General features: G+C 45.4%; 13 protein-coding genes. 3 read left to right on the top strand and 10 right to left on the bottom strand.

The annotated features are described in order from the left end of the window. The first annotated feature begins 50 nt into the window (after positions 1–50). Positions 51–713, top strand: coding sequence for a helix-turn-helix transcriptional regulator (locus HFU86_RS00745; RefSeq protein ID WP_187128526.1), 663 nt, complete (start codon positions 51–53; stop codon positions 711–713). Here HFU86_RS00745 and HFU86_RS00740 read toward each other — a convergent pair. From HFU86_RS00740 to nagK, 5 genes are all read right to left on the bottom strand, one after another. After that, a complete protein-coding gene (locus HFU86_RS00740; RefSeq protein ID WP_187128525.1) occupies positions 697–1275 on the bottom strand; it encodes a rhomboid family intramembrane serine protease in 579 nt (192 codons plus the stop codon). The two genes, HFU86_RS00745 and HFU86_RS00740, sit on opposite strands and share 17 nt — an antisense overlap. Continuing rightward, positions 1275–6212, bottom strand: coding sequence for a DNA repair ATPase (locus HFU86_RS00735; protein ID WP_187128524.1), 4938 nt, complete (start codon positions 6210–6212; stop codon positions 1275–1277). The genes HFU86_RS00740 and HFU86_RS00735 overlap by 1 nt, the downstream gene beginning before the upstream one ends. A gap of 120 nt (positions 6213–6332) precedes the next feature. Then, positions 6333–8534 (bottom strand): flotillin family protein, encoded by a 2202-nt coding sequence (locus tag HFU86_RS00730; protein WP_132496991.1) that lies wholly within the window; start codon positions 8532–8534, stop codon positions 6333–6335. A gap of 74 nt (positions 8535–8608) precedes the next feature. Next, a complete protein-coding gene (locus tag HFU86_RS00725; RefSeq protein WP_132496992.1) occupies positions 8609–9247 on the bottom strand; it encodes an OB-fold-containig protein in 639 nt (212 codons plus the stop codon). Positions 9248–9676: 429 nt separating this feature from the next. After that, positions 9677–10588 (bottom strand): N-acetylglucosamine kinase, encoded by a 912-nt coding sequence (gene nagK, locus HFU86_RS00720; RefSeq protein WP_036950654.1) that lies wholly within the window; start codon positions 10586–10588, stop codon positions 9677–9679. A gap of 211 nt (positions 10589–10799) precedes the next feature. Here nagK and ykgO point away from each other — a divergent pair, with 211 nt between their 5' ends. Continuing rightward, positions 10800–10925, top strand: coding sequence for a type B 50S ribosomal protein L36 (gene ykgO / locus HFU86_RS00715; protein WP_006660624.1), 126 nt, complete (start codon positions 10800–10802; stop codon positions 10923–10925). A 74-nt stretch (positions 10926–10999) separates the two neighbouring features. On the opposite strand, the gene yidZ is transcribed toward ykgO, so the two are convergent. Both yidZ and HFU86_RS00705 read right to left on the bottom strand, forming a co-directional pair. Continuing rightward, entirely contained in the window at positions 11000–11965 is a 966-nt protein-coding gene (yidZ, locus tag HFU86_RS00710) for an HTH-type transcriptional regulator YidZ (RefSeq protein ID WP_036950656.1), read from the bottom strand. Further along, on the bottom strand, positions 11958–13142 hold the full coding sequence (locus HFU86_RS00705) for an MdtL family multidrug efflux MFS transporter (RefSeq protein ID WP_187128523.1): 1185 nt from the start codon (positions 13140–13142) through the stop codon (positions 11958–11960). The genes yidZ and HFU86_RS00705 overlap by 8 nt, the downstream gene beginning before the upstream one ends. 325 nt (positions 13143–13467) lie before the next feature. Here HFU86_RS00705 and asd point away from each other — a divergent pair, with 325 nt between their 5' ends. Next, positions 13468–14574 (top strand): aspartate-semialdehyde dehydrogenase, encoded by a 1107-nt coding sequence (gene asd, locus HFU86_RS00700; protein ID WP_036950661.1) that lies wholly within the window; start codon positions 13468–13470, stop codon positions 14572–14574. Positions 14575–14671: 97 nt separating this feature from the next. On the opposite strand, the gene HFU86_RS00695 is transcribed toward asd, so the two are convergent. From HFU86_RS00695 to recF, 3 genes are all read right to left on the bottom strand, one after another. Then, complete coding sequence (locus HFU86_RS00695; RefSeq protein WP_187128522.1) at positions 14672–17659, bottom strand: autotransporter domain-containing protein; 2988 nt, start codon at positions 17657–17659, stop codon at positions 14672–14674. Between the two features lie 258 nt (positions 17660–17917). Then, entirely contained in the window at positions 17918–20332 is a 2415-nt protein-coding gene (gene gyrB, locus HFU86_RS00690) for a DNA topoisomerase (ATP-hydrolyzing) subunit B (protein ID WP_132496995.1), read from the bottom strand. Between the two features lie 18 nt (positions 20333–20350). Further along, positions 20351–21445 (bottom strand): DNA replication/repair protein RecF, encoded by a 1095-nt coding sequence (recF, locus tag HFU86_RS00685; RefSeq protein ID WP_036950667.1) that lies wholly within the window; start codon positions 21443–21445, stop codon positions 20351–20353. Position 21446: the final 1 nt, after the last annotated feature.

Genomic DNA, 21446 nt, shown 5'->3' with positions numbered 1-21446 from the left:
TAAAGAAAAGGGTATTATCCAAGTATTGGCTTGGATAATAAAATTACACTATGAATAAAGCAAGTAAATACTTTGATAATCTAAATCTCACTCAAGCAGTGGATAAGGTGCTGTTTTGCATCAAAACCAAAGGACCTGTTTCCACAGCAGTGATTGCCCATGACCTGGGTTTAACGGGGGAAGCAGCACGCCAGCATATCCATAAATTAACGTCACTGGGGCTGGTGGAAGGTGTTCAATGCACCGCACAATCTGGCGCTGGGCGTCCTCGGCAAAATTGGGTATTAACGGAACTGGGACATCAACGTTTTCCCGATACCCATGCCCAGCTGGCTTTGCAGCTCATTGATTCAGTGAAAACCATTTTTGGTGATGAGGGGCTAGAAAAACTGATTGAACAGCGAGAAGTGGAAAGTCGCAGTAAATATTTGGGGCGCTGCCAAGGGCTGCCATTAGAACAATGTTTAGCTGCACTCGCTGAGGTTCGTAGCGAAGAGGGCTATATGGCGAAGGTTGAGCAGGAAGGCGATAGCTGGTTATTTATCGAAAACCATTGCCCTATCTGCGCGGCGGCAACCGCGTGCCAAAACTTTTGCCGTTCTGAATTGGCACTATTTCGCGAAGTATTAGGGGAAAAGGTGAATGTTGAACGGGAGCAATACCTGCTTGATGGCGCAGGGCGCTGTGTATATCGGGTTACTTTGAAAGGGTAGTCGGCGGCGTCGCTTTTAATTTTTTATTGGCTAACCATGCATAGGCAATTCCGGCGATAGCACCGGCAATATGGGATTCTGTCGATATTTGCTGGTGAACAGGCAATAACCCGCTCGCCATCGCGCCAAAATAGAACAGTACTAACAGGGCGATAACGATATCTAACAGTTTGCGGCGGAAAAAACCTTGGGCAATCAATAAGCCCCAAAGCCCAAAAATCCAGCCGCTAGCGCCAATGTGCAGCGCATTTCTGCCCACTAGCCAGACAATCAAGCCGCCAACCACAATAATAAACGCGCTGGCATAAGCATATTTTCGAATGGAATCATGCAGCAGCAGGGCGCTTAAAACCAGTAACGGCGGCAGATTACTCAGAAGATGTGCCCAATCACCGTGGATCAGTGGGGCGAAGATAATCCCCACCAGCCCGTGCAGCGTTCTTGGTTGGATGCCGAACCCAACAAGCGCGTAGCCACTTAAACTATTGGCGATTTGAATAGCGATCAGCAAACCCGCAAGGGTAATCAGTAATTTAATTCGCGGGCTTAGCCAAGTTTGCATTATCGATGTCCGAGAGATTGTACGCTTTCAACCAGTTGGGCGAGCTGAGTGACAACGCGGTCGCCCACATCGGCATTATCACCACCTAATGCTTTGTTACGCAAGAAATCTTTCTTGATTTGCTGCCAGCGTGCTGCATCTTTCTCATTCAGCCTTCCGCGTAATTCAGCCAGTTTCAATAAGTTCTCTTCAGCACCTGTCGTTAATAACTGCGCTTCCCCAAGATAATGGTCATCCAGCAATCTCTCTAATTCATCATCATTCATAACGGAAGAGACTTTCTCGCTGAGCTTGTTCATATTTCGGTAGCTGCCTTGCAGGCGGAATGCCGGCTCGGTTCGATATTTATCGGACTGTGCGGCACTGGCAATATATTGCTGGTTTACCTTCAGAACCACATCACGCAGGCTGAGTAATCGGGAAATAACCGCAGTAATTTCATTTACTTCCGCATCGGAATACGGGTAGCTGAGTGCATTAGTGGAGACTGATTTGCCCATGGCTTTATCCACCAGCAAGTACAAATCGTTTAAATCGCGCAGCGCCAACGGTGCCAATACAGGGTTTGAGGTCAGGCTATTTTCGATGTAGCTCAGCGCAAAGGCTTCATCCATCCCACCGAGCACTTCACCCAGGTTATAAATATCCGCACGGTTGGCGAGCATATCAGGGATACGGAACACTTCGCCTGATTCGGTATACGGGTTACCCGCCATGACAACACAGAACTTTTTACCGCGCATATCGTAGGTTTTGGTTTTGTCTTTCCATACCCCTTCGATGCGACGGGTTCCATCACACAGGGAGATAAATTTCTGTAAAAACTCAGGGTGAGTATGTTGAATATCATCCACATACAGCATCACGTTGTTGCCCATTTCGAGGGCGAGGTTGAGTTTTTCCAGCTCTTGTCTGGCGGTAGCATTCGGGGCTTGCTCTGGGTCGAGGGACAGCACATCATGCCCAAGCGCAGGACCATTAATCTTCATAAAGATCAGACCAAGGCGGTCAGCCGCGTACTCCATCAGGGTCGTTTTACCGTAACCTGGCGGGGAGATCATCAGTAATAAGCCCATTAAATCGGTACGCTTGTTTTCGCCTAGAGCGCCAATTTGCTTCGCCATGTTGTCACCGATAATCGGTAAATAGACGTCATTGATCAGCTTGTTACGCACAAATGAGCTCAGTGGCTTAGCTTTGAACTCATGAAGTTTTAGGCGGCTGCGCTCTTCACTCACAATGCGCTGACGCAGTGCTTGGTATTGACGGAAGGCTGGAATAAATTGCTTGCGCTGTTCGCGCATTCGACTGAAAAAGTCATCCAAACTTAACGAGAGAGTTTGGTTGTGGATTGTCGGGTGATCCCCTAGTAATCCAGTGACTTTAAAGTATAAATCAGCTTCGCTATAACGTGCCGATGCCATTTTATCTAAGATAATAATGGCGATGGCGCCTGGAATGTATGGACGTAAATGTGCAAACTCGTCAATCGAACACAGCCCTTGCAGCCAATTTTGCAACAGCGCCCAGCGCTGAGCATAGCGAGTGCCAAGGTTTTGCTGTGAATGATTGAAATCCAGCCACATATGGGCTTCTTCTAAGCGCGTTTGTAGTGCTGCCACTAAATCCCGCGCATATTTGCTGTACACCAATTCAATCGGCGTTCTGGCTAACGCAAAACTGAGGTATTCCGCAGCTTGAGCTTGCTCATGAGCTTGGCAATTAATTGGATTATCTTGCAGGAATAAGCTGACATCTGCCTCGATCTCCGCTTGAAGATCTAAAAGGGCATCATCGTTATTGAATAGCTGGCGGATATTCATCGCGGTTCTGGCTCGTTCTGGCCATTGGGCAGGGTATTCGTTGCTTTGAATGTGATGCCAAAAAATCGCCGCAATGGCGCGAGCTGTTGGGTTGAAACGCAGTAAATCCGCGCTTTCACCAATCGGGATCAGCTTTTTCAATATCGCGATAGCGTCGTGGTCGTGGATCCCTTTTTCGTAGCCTTCTTTGTAGCGTGGAGCCGCAAAATCACGCACCAGTTTGTCGATTTTTTCAGGGGCAGACAGCGCACTTTTTAGGGTGTCGTAATCCAAACCATCTTGGCGTTTTGCTGCGGCATAGATGATGGAGTACGCGAGGTATTCAGCGCGATAAACGGTATCAGATTCGGATTCGAGGTTGGCTGTCCAATAAGGCTGCAACTGTGCAAGTTCGGCGTTCTCAATGGGTTCTTGGAAATCCGTTCCGGTGAGGTATACCCACAGCTGGTTATCTTTTGGCAAGATAGTCAGGTCAAGCTCTTGGGTGTTAACACTGAAACGGTGGCGACCCAGCTTAATAATGTTGCCGCCATCTTCAAAGATATCGGTTTTATCCCGCAAAATGCGAATGGCTTGGTCGCGAGAGGCTTTGAGTCTGGCATCGATATCGTCAGCTTTGACGTTATCGTTGATTTCTCGTAGTTTCTCGATGATTTCACGGGTTTTTTGTGCGAGCGGGTCGGTAGCAAAAAACGCATTCAGTTCATCTTGGTTTTGCAAGCGTACAGTACGGCGTTGAAGGCTTTCTAATAAGCGGTTGGCGGCCGTTAATAAATTCTGCGAACGGCGCTGGCGGTCATCAATCAGGACTTGTTTATGGGATTCAAACGTTTCCAGTAATTCTTCGCGTTTTGCCAGAATATCATCAAGAAATTCATCGTGATGGCTAAACTGACTTTCTAGCTCTTCTAATTGAACCAACAATCTCGATAGCTGATCATCACAACGTTCTGGGTCCGTTGCGAGGGATAGCGCGTTGGTGATACCTTGGCTAAATAGGCGGAACTGCGCCCCAAATTGTGCCACGCTCTCAATGCTAGTTTGGGATTTGCGCTTTTGTTGTAAGCGGGCGCGGGACTGGTTTAACTGGGCATAAATGTGCGAAATGGCATCGATGATATGGGTCTGTAAGGTGACATCATCAAAACTCAAGGAAGCCATTAAATTAGAGAGCATGTCCAAATCCGCTGACATTTTTTCCATGTCATTCATTGGGACATCTAACTGCGCGCTGGTTTGTGCTTTTTCAATTAACTCTTCAAAGGTCGCGAGCTGAGTTTTAAACGGTTGCAGAGCTTTGTCGCTGGCAAGAAATTGCGCAGTGCCTTGGGAAACGCGTTGCTGTGCTTCGGTGATTTCATTTTCCATCTCACTGAGTTTTGTGAGATCCATATAGCGGAATTCTCGCAATGAAATCAGATGCCCTTGTTGGGCATTTAAGGCGTTTAGCCCATCTACAAATTGTTGAATATCCGTCCATCCTTCAGGCAATGTGAGGGACAGTAAGGAGCGTTGGCGAGTGACCGCCTCATTCATGGATTTGACGGATTGCTGGCGGATGTTTTCGACTTTCTCGTATTCGTCGAGTACCAACTCACTGGTTTGGGCGATCTCTTTTAAGAGTTTGCCAATACCTAAGCATTGTTCGTCATTAAACCAATAGAAAATATCCAGCAAGTTTTTAGGTTGCTGGCTGAGCTGTTCATAGCGGGAAACGGAAACTTGGTTGCCTTCAATCTCTTTGGCGACATGGAGAATTTCGGAGATCCCGCGGACTAAATCGGCATTACCGATACGCCCAAGAAACCCACCCCGTGGCGGCTGCTTATCGGCAAATTCGTCAGAATAGAATGGGGTTTGCCACACCTGCATAGGGTGAACGCGAGTGGCTTCGTCACCTTCCCCTTCGAACAGCACCATTTTGCCATCTTCGAGCATGGCATAACCATGACCGATTAATGGTACGGCAAGTTTACGTTCAATTAAATTATAATTGAAAAGGGCGATACGACCTTGGTTCGGGGAATAAAACACATACAGCACATCTTCCCCGTTAGGTGAGCGGCGCAGACGACGAAAACGCATGCCATCCATTGGTTGCTCGAAGGTTTTGTACTCCCCGTTTTGCAGGTAGTAACCCCCTGGGAAGATAATTCCGTGATCTTCCGGCAACTGCACGCACGCTTGCCCTATGGCATCAATACGGTGAACGGTTTGATTCAAAATGTTGTAAACCAGATAGCGCCAGCTCTCTTCGCGGTATGGCAAGATTTTGAGTAAAATTAGGCTGCCAGTCTGAGCATATTCAATTTGGGCGTCATCGAGGGATTGGTTTTTATCGAGTACCGCTTCGCGGTATATGCCCAACCCATCTTCGGTATTATTTTCACATTTGATGGTTAGGTCGCCGCCGATGGTTTCCACAAAGACGGTATCGAGAATATTAATGTGAGGATAGCGTCCATTAACGGTATTTTCCCGCGTAGTACGTACCCATTCGAAATCATTGGTGGGGGGTAGGGCGATATCACGTTCACCCCGGTTATCGATGTATTCGATGCGGGATTTATCGCTGGAAATTGACCAGCGGAAAACACGCACGTCGGTTAACCGATCACCAATTTGGAAGCTGGCTAACAGCTTGCCATCACGCTCGACCAATTGCAGTAATTGCGTGTTTTTGTAATAGGTATATAGCTCAGTAAAATCCTGAACAAAGCGCGTATCATTGAGGAATGTCTCTTCGTAAGGGACAGAGATTACATCAAAATCACCTTCATTTTCAGTGAGTTGATATAAGGAAAAAACATCTTCAATGTGAGTTTCTTTTTTCAGACCCAGAAAAACGTTATAGCCAAATAGCAGCCAGTCACCGACACGGACAATGTCCCTTGCTTGGCAGTTATTTTCGGTACGAATACGGATACGCCCGATAATGTCCATCTGGCTTTGACCAAATTCAGTCAACCGGCTGTCGTTGAGTTGAGCTGCTTTTTGGTGAAGTTGCTGCCCTTGTTCGGTTAAGCGCTTGCGTAATATTTCGTACGCACCACCTTCCGCGACGGCACTGTCGAGAATTTCCTGTTCGCGATTCACATCTTGGGTTTCTGACATGTTTAACGAATTTCCTTGGTCTTAAAAAAAGATACGCTCATAAACCACCAAGTTGCCTATGTGCTGCAACTTGGCGGGATGAGGTATAAAACTTACTTGAAAAGCCTGAATATTGATAAATTAGCTTTGGTTATCATCGTAAGACACGGGTTTGTTCACGATGTTTTTCGCTGTTTGTGGTGCGCTTTTTGCAGCCATAAAACCATTGATTAAATCTTTGACTTCAGGGTTTTGCAGTAAGGACGCGATATCAATTTTCTTCTCTTCTGTGACTCGATTGACTAACTTTTCAAGGTTATCTTTGGCAAAGCTACTTTTATCCATAAACCCATCAACGGCTTTACCCAAGCTCAGCGCTTTGGAGAAGGTGTTAAAGAAGTCGCCATCACCGCCCACAATTTCGATGTTGGTTTTGCTCAGTGCCGCAGCCAGGACATCCGCTTGCTCGCGAGCAATTTCTTTATTCGCTTCAATGGATGCCATGGATTGCTCGAACTCTTTCTCAAGGCGCATACGGAACTCTTCATGTGAACGAGCCGTATCACTGAGGTGATCCATAGATTGGAATTTATCAGTCAGACCGTCAGCTTCCGCTTTCAGGCGTTGGCGGATAACTTCGGCTTGTGCTGCCCCTAATTGACCTTCACCGCGAGCTTGGGCTGCCAGTTTTTCTTCCAAGACTTTGGCATCTGCCAAGCCCAGTTTTTCTTTCGCGTTGGCTTGTTGTTCTTCACCGCGAGCCTGCGCTGCCAATTTTTCTTCCAGAATTTTCGCTTCGGCAAAACCTTGCTCGCGTTCGGCGTTCGCTTTAGCTTCCATCACTTGCGCTTCGGTTAAGCCTTTTTCTTTCAGACCACGAGCTTCGGCTAACAGTTTTTCCGCGGTGATATTGGCTTGAACCAGACCTTCTTTCTCTTCAGCTTCGGCAGTGGCTTGGCGAACTCGGGCTTCTGCTAAACCTAATGCTGCATGTTCTGCTTCAATCCCTTCCGCTAAGCGTTTTTTGGCTTCAGCTTGTTTGGCGGAAGCTTCCAGCTCTGCTTGTGCCATAGTGCTGATTTCTTCTGCACGGTGCTTGGCACTGGCTTCATCGGCTTCGGCTTTTTTCACCTGACGAACTAAGGCTTCTTCGGCTTCCGCTTGGGCGTTGATCACGGTGACTTGCTTCATACGCTCAGCTTCTGAAATTTCGCGGACTTCCTTGATGCGTTCCTCTTCCTGCGCGACAGTTTTTTCGACGGCAACACGTTCGCGGATCACGTTAGAGATGTTTTTACGTTCTTCTTCTAGCGCTTTTTCTTTTTCAATACGTTGCAGCTCAACTTCACGTTCACGGGCGACAATTTCTAGCTCGCGAGCACGGTTGACACGCTCTTCTTCGATAGCCACGGCACGGGTGCGGTTCTGTTGAGCCACTTCCACTTCACGCATGCGGTTTTCTTCACGAATTTCAATTTCTTGCTGAGTTTGAATACGCGCTTGCTCTGACTTGAGGCGCTCTTCTTCTTGAACTCGTAGGGTTTCAGCTTGTTCTCGTGCACGGATATTATCAATTTCACGTTTTTGACGGGCTTCAGCGTCGGCTTGTTGGCGCTCTAATGCTAAGCTCGCTTCGCGGGTTTCCACGTTTTTCTTTTTGATAGCTAACTCTTGGTCGCGCTCTTTTTGGTTAGTTTCGATATTGTGGATAGCGGTAATTTCAGTGATTTTGCGAATACCTTCGGAGTCGAAAATATTATTCGGATCGAGGGCAGATTTCGGCGTTTGTTCTAAATAGTCGATTGCTACGTCTTCTAGCGCGTAACCATTAAGGTCTTTACCAATCACATCAACAATACGGTCACGGAAGCTTTGACGGTCTTCAAACAGTTTGGCTAATTCTAATTGCTTACCAACCGTTTTCAGGGCTTCAGAGAATTTAGCGCTGAATAGGGCGCTGACAGCTTGATGGTCAGAGGCGCGTTCAACACCGATGGCTTTTGCTACTTTTAATACGTCTTCGGTGGTTTCATTAACACGCAGATAGAAGGCAACAGTGATATCAGCACGTAAGTTATCTTGGCAAATTAAGCCGTCTTTACCACGGCGATCTACTTCCAGAGTCAGCAGCGAAATGCGCATAAACTCTTTTTTGTAGATAACGGGATACACTAACGCACCCGTGAAATGCACTTTAGGTTGTGACGACATGTCGTTGACAATCAGAGCAGTACCTTGAGGGACTTTGATGTAGAAGGCTTTAAATAAACCAAAGAACCCAAGAATGATGATGATCACTCCCCCAACAACCGTTAAAAAAGGCATGTATTCAGCCAAATCCATATTTCTTCTCCATGGGTTCTGACGATGTCGTCATTCTTTATTAATTAGCAAAGTAGGTAGTTTATTTTTTGTGTTTACTGCCTGAATTCGTTTTCAGTGACAACTTGGTAACTGTGGGATTGAGGGTCATAACTGATGATAACGACGCGATCCCCGCGTTTAATATTTTCAGAGCTAGGTGCTCTAACCTGTAAAATTAGCCCCGCACCGCCATCTTCTAAGGTGGCTTCCCCATTTTGTTCTGTGACCGTCCCGGAGCGCACCGTTGCCAATTTCCCCATTAGCTGATGAACCGTTTTGGGTTTATTAATATTAACCAGTCGGCTACGGATGGGTTTTAGGCAAATGGCGGTTAAGTGCAGGGAGATAAAGGCGGTGATCACTAGCGACGTGACACCAACGGCGTAACGTAGCAAGGTCGTATCAATAAAGCGTAGGAATAAATGTGCAGCAAAGTAGCTAATCAGCCAGCCGAAGAGGGTGAATAGCGTCAAGATAATGGTGACAGGAATTCCGGCTAAACCAAGTTTTGTTAGCCAGCCAGCAAAGCCAGTGAGATCGAGGCCGTCAGCATCCAATTCGGTATCGATATTAAATAAATCAATATCTAACAGACCGAAAGCGGCACAAAGCCAGTAAAACAGGACAATAATCAGTAAACCGCTAAAGATAATGGTTGGGAAAGCCAAGCAATTTTCTAAAAACAAATTCATTTATTTTTCTCTTTAGTTAAGTGGCTGAATGTGACTTTAGCGGGTATCTGTCTGTTACGTGTATGGCCTTTAACTGTATTTTTATCGCGAATTTATCTAAAAATGAGCAAAACCACGTTAATCATAAGCTCTTTTCGCGTTAACAACATAGGACTAGTCTAAGTCTAGTTTCTAGATTATCTCGCTGATTTTTATGGTTAATTTTCTGTTGTTAATCTGAAAAAGAAAAAAGATTTAACTTGTTGATTATTAGCCAATTTAATTAAAAATAACAAAGATGATAATTATTCTCAATTATATTTTGGTGATTTTGAGGTATTGGTCATCTCTACTCTCGATAAGTCGAAAGAGTAGAGATGCGATTGCGGAATAATGTGCGGAAAGAGCAGTTTGCGGACATTAAGTACGGGTATTAATGAGTGCGGAAAATTAATCGACCAGGTTCAAAAATGCAGCACCACGGGCACCACCAGAGGCACCATAACGGGCTTTTTCGATAACGGGCATTTTCGCAATACCATAAAGATATTGAGGTACCATTTCTGGTAATAGGCGATAAATTTCATCAAATTGTGACAAGCCGCCGCCAATCACCACTAAGTCAGGGTCAAAGACAGTAATAACTTGCCCCATAAACATCGCCAGCACCATCATATAGCGTTCAACATGCTGTTTCGCAGCGATGTCACCGTTGTGATAACGTTCAATAATCTCGATAGCAGAGCGTTTCTCACCGGTAAATGCGGCATAAATACGTTCGAAACCGGGGCCTGAAAGGTAGGTTTCAAAACAGGCTGTTTGACCACAACCACAGACAATTTCAGGTACGGTGTCCCCGAGATATTTTGCGGCACGAACACTCATGTTCATGTGTCCGATTTCCCCAGCAATGCCATTTTTCCCTGATAAGACCTTGCCGTTGATGACGAAACCGCCACCAACACCAGTGCCCAGAATCAAACCTAACACGCTAGGGTAACGCTTGAATTCAGGATCCCACGCTTCTGATAAGGCAAAGCAGTTGGCATCATTTTCAACTCTAACAGGGCGATTTAACAGCTTGGTTAGGTCATGAATGAAAGGTTTGTATTGTGCGCTTGGGACATTGGTCGTAAATACCACGCCTTCTGCGTGATTGACGATCCCCGGAACACCAATGCCAATTTTACCTTGGCAGTTAAACTGCGCATCGGCTTCAGCCGTTAAATCACGAAAAGCATTGAGCAACGCGAGATAGTCATCTTTGGGGGTTGGAACACGTTTTTGCCACACTTGATTGAGCGCTTGGTCGAACACTGCTAATTCAATTTTGGTGCCGCCCATGTCAAAGCCGTAATACATTTCATCTTCCTCAAATTGGTCTATTTCATTAAATAGAAATGTATCTATTTGATAAATAATGACAGAGAGTCAGTAATGGCTTAAGTATACAAAAGTTTCCCAAAAAATGATTGCGGGATGATTTTAATTCGATTATTGTCATATCCCATAAATGTAATATTATAACATTACATTGTATTTTATTTACATTAAATAGTTATTGGGAGTTACCGTGAAAGTCCTCAGCTCATTAAAAACCGCTAAGCAGCGCCATCCTGATTGCCAAGTTGTGCGTCGTCGTGGTCGTATCTACGTAATTTGTAAAACCAATCCTCGTTTCAAAGCCGTTCAAGGTTAGTATTCCGTTATTCTCTGTTTCTTCGCATCCTTGCTTTCGCCGTGGCAATTCATACTCCTTGCCATGGCGTTTTTTTATATTGTTACAAACTCAAGCGTACTGTTTTTGATCTGCTCTCTTAACCATAAGGTTTTTGAGTTATAGGAATTACGTTTGTGCCACAGCATCAAAAAAGGGATTTCGAGCTGCTGGTAGAGAATGTCATCAACAGGAAGAGGAAGGCAGACTAAATCAAGGTTAAAATCATTAACATAGTGTTGGCAATAGCCCGGGGAGCTTGTAATAAGGTTATGGTCGGGGCGAGAAGCCATTAAGAGGGATTGTTCAAAGGTCGAAAAGGATAAATGGATTTGGCGATGTAACCCCATGGTTTCCAGTAAATCATCGAGCGCCCACGGAATACGGTTGCCAAATTCAGTGCTGATATGGGGATATTTCAAGTAATTTGCCAACGTCCATTCTTCTTGCAAAATGGGGTGGTCACTGCGGATAAACGCCAGAGGTTTATCGGTGAATAACACTTCGAAATTTAGAATATCGGGTAGTTGGCTTATCGATTCTCTGGATAAATGAAAACTTTCACGACCGACTAACCCAATGTCCGCATCCCCCGCAATCAGTGCTGCCAACGAGTTATAATCCCAGTCTCGTACAATGACCTCAGATTCTGGATATTGATTGAGGATATTCAGGGATAAATCATGGAGCATGATTAAGTTTAACGGTGCTTCCATCATTAAGCGGAAAGTCATGCCTCGTGGTTTCTCAGTATCACGAATTTCAGCAATATAGTGTGAGAGATTTAAAAACTCGGGCAGTGATTTTTCAATGCGCAACATGAGTGGGGTAGGAAGCAGCCCTTGCGGGCTGCGGATAAATAGAGGGTCATCAAACCATTGGCGTAGTTTAGACAATGACTTACTGACCGATGATGGGGTGATTGCAAGGCGTTTAGCTGCGAGGCTAACACTGCGCTCTTCCACCAGATATTGCAGAATAACCAGTAAATTTAAGTCTAATCGATGCAGTTGCTTATTCACATGTAGCGACCTGTTGGTTGACTTGCGTGGTGGGCATTCTTAGCAACACCATGCCAATCATTCCCGCCGCAAGCAAGATAATTAACAACATACTGATTGATGGAACGCCCATCACACCCATCACCCAAATATACGCTGAGGCGCAGCTTAATTGTGAGATGGCCAAAACAGAACTGGCAATCCCCGCTTTTTGGGCAAATGGTGACAGCGCTTGGCTCATAATGATGCCGAACTGCATTGAGAAACCAACACCGCAGAAGGCGAAGACGATGTACAGCAGAGCCAAATGTGGGAAGGCAAACAGATAGATGGAAAGCAGGACGCCATTGACCAAAAATAGGCTTAGGGCTGTATTGAGCAAGGTATGGCTATTAAATGTCGAAATCAGTTTTGGCATCAAAAACGAGGTTCCCATACTCACCATCGCGAGTAAGGTCATGGCGGTAGAGTATTGGCCGGTTGTGAAACCGAGGTTTTCCATCAAGATAATTGGGGCGACGTTCACGTAAGTTAGGATCACGCCCATGCCGAAGCAGGAAATAATCAAGCGCGTGACAAAGAAGGTGCTAAATAGCTTTTCTTCTGTGGCTGGTTGGGCATTCGATTGCGTAGCTTGTGATGCTGAAGAAGGCTTAGTTTCTTTAATTGAGATTAAGCAAAATAGCATACTGATAACCGCATAACCTGCCATAAAGTAGAACATCACCGACCAATGGTGAATCAGCAAAATGGCAAATCCAATGACAGGCGCTAACACGGGCGCGATGCAGGTCACACCATTCATTGCGGCGAGCACTTTGGTGCGGCGCTGCGGTGTCAGTACATCACGCAAAATAGCGAAGGTCACGACATAACAGAAACCTGCGCCAATCCCTTGAAAGAATCGCGACACTAAGAAGGTATCAATGGAGGTGGCATTTCCGGCGATCACAGAGGCGATGGCAAATACCATCGTACCGACTAAAACGACAGGTTTTCGACCAATATGATCGGCACACCATCCGGCAATTAACATGGTGGATGCCATACCCGCTAAATAGATAGAAAATGCCACATGGAGCTGGCTTTCATTGGCATTTAAATCGGCGGCAATGTAAGGAATACCGGTTAAATGGAGGTCAACGCCCAAAGGATAGATAAGGACGATCCAGAAACTGAAAAGGACATATTTGGTCATGATATACGCTACTTTGTGAGGATTAACTCGCTAATCTTAATGGGGTTGAATGATGGAATGTATGGATTAATTGGAAAATAGTATTTTCCAAAATGGAAATTATCAACCAATAAGTTTTTACTAATTATTAGCGTCATTACTAATCTTCTTGCTATTAGTGATGAAATTCACTTGCACACTGGTTCATATTTTGTCACGTTTAATACGGTTGATTGATGATTTCTGAATTTTATCTTTCCGAAAAATTTCCCGCTTCGATTGGCAAAGTGAAAGTCGAGGGTAGAAATTTTTTGGGTGATGTATGTAAACAGACAGGGTGAAGAGAATGAAAAATGTAGGATTTATTGGCTGGCGTGGAATGGTCGGCTCCGTATTGATGCAAAGAATGGTAGAAGAAGGGGATTTTAACGTTATTCACCCGGTCTTTTTTACCACCTCCCAGCATGGGGCTGAGGCGCCTGTTTTTGGTGGTCATCGCAGCACGTTGCAAGATGCATTTGATATCGATGCACTGAGCGCACTGGATATTATTATTAGCTGCCAAGGCGGCGATTATACCAATGAAGTGTATCCAAAATTACGTGAAGCGGGCTGGAAAGGCTACTGGATTGATGCCGCGTCTGCACTGCGTATGAAAGACGATGCGATTATTATTTTAGACCCAGTGAACCATCAGCATATCCAAGACGGCTTAAATAAAGGCATTAAGACCTTCGTCGGCGGTAACTGTACGGTGAGTTTAATGCTGATGTCGTTGGGCGGTCTGTTTGCGAATGACTTGGTTGAGTGGGCTTCCGTGGCTACGTATCAAGCAGCATCCGGTGCGGGTGCACGCAATATGCGTGAGCTGTTGTCACAAATGGGTTCTTTGCACGCACAAGTGGCGAAAGAGCTGCAAAACCCGGCATCGGCTATCTTAGAAATCGAGAAAAAAGTCACAGACTTTACGCGCAGTGGTTCCATGCCTACGGATGCGTTCGGTGTTCCGCTAGCGGGCAGTTTGATCCCGTGGATTGATAAAGCGTTAGAAAATGGTCAAAGCCGTGAAGAGTGGAAAGGGCAGGCGGAAACCAACAAAATTCTGGCAACCGGCAGCAATATTATTCCGGTTGATGGCTTATGTGTACGTGTGGGCGCATTACGCTGCCATAGCCAAGCGTTCACGCTGAAACTGAAAAAAGATGTGCCACTGAACGAAGTGGAGCAATTACTGGCTTCCCATAATGAGTGGGTGAAAGTGGTGCCGAATGACCGTGAAATCACGATGCGTGAACTGACTCCTGCGGCAGTGACGGGCACTCTGAGCACGCCAGTAGGGCGTCTGCGTAAGTTGAATATGGGTCCTGAGTACCTCTCAGCCTTTACCGTGGGTGATCAGTTACTGTGGGGGGCTGCGGAGCCTCTGCGCCGTATGTTGAGAATTCTGCTGTAGTTCGCTTCTCTTAACGAACTAAAATAGGAATGGCACTGGAGTGATTAAACGCTCCAGTACCATTTTTTATTATGTTAATGTTTGTGGTGTTGATGGATTAAAACGACACTAACAATTTGGCATCAAGATTATTTTCTAAATATCCCTTAGCAGTAAATTGGCTGTAATCCATGGACAGTTTGAAATTGTCTGTCAGCTGAAGGCTGGAGCCCAGTTTGATAGCCATGCCATCTTTCGGCGCATTAATCCCGCGATAGTTTAGCGGTGGTGCAAGCTGGTCTCGGTGGGCGAATCGGAAAGCCATTTCACGCTCCCGCTTGTCATATTGATGCTGCCAGCCGAATTCCCCGTGTACATCGATTGAGGATGTATTGCCCACTTTCCATTGGTTATCTAAACGTAATCCCAGCGTTGTGGTCGTGGCATCGAGGGATTGGCGACCTGTCACCAGCGAGGTTTTTTCCCCTTTTTCTTTAAATCCATGGCTTTCGGCATTGGTAAAGGCAAAGTTTGCAAATGGCTCGGCGTTGATGAATGCCGATTTCCACGGATAAGCCGCCTCTATAAACAGGTGGTTGGTTTTGCCTTTGTAGTCGGCGGTATTGTGATCGGAATAAATGGATGAAGTGACTGTTCTATCGGTCTTGATGGTGTGCCATGTGTGTCCAAGCCCTGCGCGTAAGGTGATTGGTGCCAATTGCAGGGAACCGTAGGCGGCTAAATAATAGTTGTTACTATGGCTATGACCAACTCCGCCAGAGACGGAATTTTTGGTAAAACCGGTGCTCATTCCAAAGATAACGTCATCATTGAAGAAATGCTTATCAGCCCCTAAGAACACGCCATAATTGCTGTTTGTAAAGCCGGAAGCATTTCCATCGCTTTGGGTTCTGTCCCAATGGTAGGGAATATTTACCCACACATTGCCGCGGTTATCACCGCGCTCTTTGACGATATTTTCCGATGCGCGTGTTTGTTGCAGCAGCGTACCGTGATATTGGCGATGGTTATTCAACTGACTAGCTAGGGTATCGATATGAATTTGTGGGGATAGAGTGTGAAGAAGGTCGTAAACCCCTGCCGTGGTTTGGCTGAGAATTAAGCGTTTATACAGGGCGTTATTCAATGGAAGATCTTCAAGGGCGTGAGCGATGGCGGTTTGGTTTGGCGTTTTTGCAAATGAATCAAAAGCCAGCTCACTACGACCGACATTGAGTGTAACCAGTTTCATCGAGGGTGAGCGAGGATCAGTACCATAATTCAGTGTAGTGCCAATAAACAGGTAGTTAGGTTCGATGCTATCAAATTTCCCTTGGATATTGGGGGCGCGAATAATGTTGTATTCGGTTCGAAATCGCCCCTGAATTTCATCTTCATTCGGTATATGCTCATTGAATGGCGGTGATTCTTCAGCGAAGAACACTTTAACCTTACCGCCATTGATGGCCACTGTACCGCCAGCATGTAGGGCATCAAACTCCTGTGTGCTTGTTGTCTGAAGACTCACATGAAATTCACTGCCGGGTTGGAAGGTAGCAGTATTATTCACCGTCATACGCCGTGTTGGGTCTTTAAGATTATCTCCAGGGGTTAAGATAGCACCGCTATTAACCACTAAGTCGTCAACTGAGCCAGAAGCAATAAATCGGGCTCCTTGGTTTAATGTCACTGTATTTTTAATGCTGTGACGAAGTGCTAGTGTGCCATTGGTGACGTCAACTGGCGCATGTAGAATGTAACCGACTTCAAGCCCTCCGCCATTGATATTGACGGGGCCTGTTAAGTGGTTTTCTTGTGTTAAAATCACGCGGCCTTGCTGTATATCCAGCCCCGCAAAACGGTTCGTACCCGTTAAGGTTAAGGTGCCTTCCCCTTGTTTGATTAAGCGCCCCTTACCTTCAATATTATTGCTCCAAGTATCGATTATACCGACGTTAGCGACATCATCTTGAGTCACGCGCTGATTCACCACCCAATCTTCAGCAAGATGTGTAGGTCCTTTGTAGGCTTTAGGTAAGTTAATCAGCCCCCAGTGGCTTTCGGGTTGATTTTGTTTAGCTCCCCAGCCCGCTAAAGAGTTAGTGGGATAGGCGGTGCCTGCAATAATTTGCTGCCATTGAGATTTATTAAGATAGGCAAAGCGAGAGCGTAGCAAATACGCGGCGTCAGCAGGGACTTGATCAACGCGAAGTGCCTGAGATGGCTGCTCATTTTGCTTAGCGTAATAACCTAGGTTTTCATTAAAAGAGGGGAGTGAGCCTATCGGTGGTTTGCATTTTTTTTCATTGATGGTGCATTGAGTGTTCAGTTCTTGGCGTACTTCTTTGGCTTGGCTAATCAGTGCATTGGCGGTTTTATCCTCTTTCAGTAAATGGGCGAGAAGATAATAATTGGCGGCGCGCGAGGCAATGGTATCGGTTGGGAAATGCGCGCCGACAATCACACGGCTTTCCCCGTAGCCTATGGCTCTATCAAAAAATTGAGCCCCTTTTTCTGGAAAAATAGTGGCAAATACAGCGGCTTGTTTAAATCCATTCCAAGTATGTCCGCTTGGGTAAGAAGAGCCTGTAATATCGACATAGTTTGGGAGATATTCGCCTTTATCATCGAGAACTTGATTTGGGCGACCACGTAAATAATAGTCTTTGAGAATAAAATCCATTGAGCGAGCTCTATTTTGAATTGGGTCATCTGCAAAGGTGGCTAAATGGAATAAATTATTTAAACGGTTATAGGCTTTAATTTGTTTAAAATCATTATAATTAAACCCTTTTTGATTAAACACGTATTCTCGGTAAATATTGAAAAGATATTCTGGTGTGCTTTGTTTATCTTTTTCAGCGTTCTTTTTGCGCTTTCCTGTTAATTGCGTTGCTTGCTGGCTAACGTCTTTATCCCATTGTGCCGCTTGAGACTGCGGGGCTGGGTACGGCGGGATGATTTGGTTTTGTAGTTCGTCAAATCGCTGATTTCGCTGTTCAATGATGAATTTACTGGCATCGATATAATTGGAGTTTGCAAAGGTAATCTGGATATTAAATAGAGCAAATAAACTGAGCGATACAGCAGGAGTTATTTTGTTCATTATAGACCTATAGATTTTTAGAAAGGGTAAAATCTATTTCATCTTAATGCGGTAATTTTTATTTTCTATAAATTAAAAATCAAATGAGACAAACTTTATTTTTATTCTTCATTCAATTAATTAAATACAATTAGTCATTTTATTTAATTGAATTTAAAGTTGAATTAATAATAAATAGATACTTAAGATTAAAATTAAATAAAAAAATAACCCCATACCGAAGTATAGGGTTATTTAATTATTTCGCTGGAATATTGATTAAATATCGATGTTCGCGGCTTTTAAGGCGTTCTCTTCGATAAAGGCACGGCGAGGTTCAACCGCATCCCCCATCAGGGTAGTGAACAGCTGGTCAGTTGCAATGGCATCTTTGACCGTTACACGCATCATGCGGCGAGTTTCAGGGTTCATGGTGGTTTCCCAAAGTTGTTCTGGGTTCATTTCACCAAGACCTTTATAACGCTGTACGGATAAGCCACGACGAGATTCACGGCTTAACCAATCTAATGCTTGCTCGAAGTTGTCGATATTCTGGCGACGTTCACCGCGTTGAATATAAGCGCCTTCTTCGATCAATCCACCGATGATGTCACCTAATTCGGTGATACGGCGGTATTCGCTACCATGAACGAAGTCGAAATCGAGGTTGTAGTCGCTATCAACACCATGGGTACGGATACGAATAGTTGGTTCGAATAGTTGACGTTCGCGGTTTTCATGAATGATATAGCTGTAAGAGCTACCCGCTTGCTCGTTCTCTTCTAAACGTGCCACTAAGGTTTTCGCCCACTCTTCAACTTTCGCGCTATCTTTCAGAGCTTCTTCAGTCAGTGTGGATTGATACACTAAGCTGTTCAGCAGCGCTTGTGGATATAAGCGCTCAAGACGGCGGATAATACGGTGTGCGGCATTGTATTCAACAACCAGTTTTTCCAGTTGTTCGCCTTTCATGGCTGGGGCTTCTGCGCTTAAGTGCAGCTCAGCGCCATCCAGCGCGATAGAGATCAGATAGTCGTCCATCGCTTCGTCGTCTTTAATATATTGCTCTTGTTTACCGCGTTTTACTTTATACAGTGGCGGCTGAGCAATAAAGATGTGACCACGCTCAACGATTTCTGGCATTTGACGGTAGAAGAAGGTCAACAGTAACGTACGAATGTGCGAACCATCGACGTCGGCATCCGTCATGATAATGATGCTGTGATAACGCAGTTTATCTGGGTTATATTCATCACGACCAATACCACAGCCTAATGCGGTGATCAGTGTTGCGACTTCTTGGGAAGAGAGCATTTTATCGAAACGCGCTTTTTCCACGTTTAGGATTTTACCTTTCAGTGGCAAAATTGCTTGGTTCTTACGGTTACGACCTTGTTTTGCAGAGCCGCCCGCAGAGTCCCCTTCCACCAAGTACAGTTCAGATAATGCCGGGTCACGTTCTTGGCAGTCTGCCAGTTTACCCGGCAAGCCTGCTAAATCTAATGCCCCTTTACGGCGGGTCATTTCACGCGCTTTACGTGCAGCTTCACGCGCACGAGCAGCATCAATGATTTTGCCAACAACGATTTTAGCGTCGTTTGGATTTTCTAATAAATATTCAACTAGCTTCTCATTCATCATGGTTTCTACAGCAGTTTTTACTTCTGAAGAAACGAGTTTTTCTTTGGTCTGAGAAGAGAATTTTGGATCTGGCACTTTCACAGAAATAACGGCAATTAAGCCTTCACGAGCATCGTCACCTGTTGCGTTGACCTTGCTTTTCTTTTGGTAGCCTTCTTTTTCCATGTAGTTGTTCAGGGTTCGTGTCATCGCAGCACGGAAGCCCGCTAAGTGGGTACCGCCGTCGCGCTGAGGAATGTTGTTGGTAAAGCAGTAAACATTCTCTTGGAAACCATCGTTCCACTGCATGGAAACTTCCACGCCGATGCCGTCTTTCTCAGTGGAGAAATAGAATACGGATGGGTGAATTGGGGTTTTGTTACGGCTCAGGTACTCAACGAATGCCTTGATCCCACCTTCATAGTGGAAATGGTCTTCTTTGCCATCACGTTTATCAATTAAACGGATGGAAACTCCTGAGTTTAGGAATGAAAGTTCACGTAAGCGTTTTGCCAGAATGTCGTATTCGAATTCGGTGACACCTTTGAAGGTATCCATGCTTGGCCAGAAACGTACGCGAGTCCCTGTTTGGTCAGTTTCACCAACCACAGTCAGAGGACCTTGTGGCTCCCCGTGCTTGTACACTTGCTCGTGGACTTTACCATCACGGCGGATCACTAATTCAAGTTTTTCAGATAAGGCGTTAACAACCGAAACACCTACACCGTGCAGACCACCGGAAACTTTATAGGAGTTGTCGTCAAATTTACCGCCAGCGTGCAGAACAGTCATGATAACTTCTGCAGCGGAGACACCTTCTTCTTCGTGGATGCCCGTAGGGATACCACGTCCATCATCTTGGACAGAGACGGAGTTATCGGCATGGATAGTGATGACGATATCGTCACAGAAACCTGCTAAGGCTTCATCGATAGCGTTATCCACAACCTCGAAGACCATGTGATGAAGACCTGTTCCATCGTCGGTATCACCGATATACATGCCCGGGCGCTTACGCACCGCATCCAGTCCTTTTAATACCTTGATACTTGAGGAGTCATATGTATTCGACATCAACGTTTCCTGCTCTTTCTATTCCTGAGGTTGAACTTCTATTTTGCCTTGCTCTACACTAAACATCTTACTGTTGGCATCAATCATATCATTGACTTGCGCCGGTGTAATAGCACTTACAAACACTTGTGCTTGCGTAGCTTTGAGTCGAGCCGCTAATAATTGCCGGCGACCAGAATCAAGTTCTGAAGCAAAATCATCCAGTAGATACAGGCATTGTTGCCCGCTCTGTTGGGTGAAATATTCACCCTGCGCTAACCTGAGTGCACACATTAATAATTTCAGTTGACCGCGAGAGAGCATATCTTCAACGGGAATGCCGTTGGCTCGAATTCGTAGGTCAGCTTTATGTGGCCCCGATGCGGTGTAGGTTAACGCTCTATCGCGCTCAAACTGCCGCTCTAACTGTTCTGAATAATCAATTTCTTTGTCCCAACCGCGTTGGAAAGAGACTGAAAGTGAAAATTCGGGTAAAAATTGTTTGCAGGTTTGCTCAATATTTTCTGCGATACCTGCAATATACTCGCCGCGCCATTGGCTAATTTGTTCGGAAATTGGGGCGAGTTGCTGATCCCAATGGCGAATTTGCTCATAACGAGTCACTTGTCGTAAAGCCGCATTCCGCTGCTTTAACAAACGTTTTAAGTCCGACCACGTTGAAAAAAAGAGGGCTTCATTATGAAAGCATCCCCAATCGATAAACGCACGTCGATATTTTGGACCGCCATTCAGCAAGGTAAACCCTTCAGGGGTAATGAGCTGCATTGGCAATAACTTTGCGAGTTCCGCAATTTTATGCCCGTCGGTACCATCAATTCGGACTTTACTGTCGCCTTCGCGGTTTTTACTCAAACCCAGCGACAATGTTTTACGTTCGGTGTCTGAGTGTCCCAGTTTACCATGTAAAATAAATTGTTCTTGGTCATGACGAATAACTCTATTCGCCTGAATGCTGCGAAAGGCTCGTCCATGTCCAAGTGTATAAATTGCTTCCAGTACACTGGTTTTGCCACTCCCATTAGGCCCAATTAAAAAATTGAACCCAGTTGCAAGGGAGAGATCGGCGTCTTCTATATTACGAAAATCGCGGATCAATAAACGCGAAAGGATCATA

It is taken from the genome of Providencia sp. JUb39, from assembly GCF_012272845.1.
Classification (GTDB): Bacteria; Pseudomonadota; Gammaproteobacteria; order Enterobacterales; family Enterobacteriaceae; genus Providencia; species Providencia lanzhouensis.
This window is presented reverse-complemented; position numbering and strand designations above follow the sequence as displayed.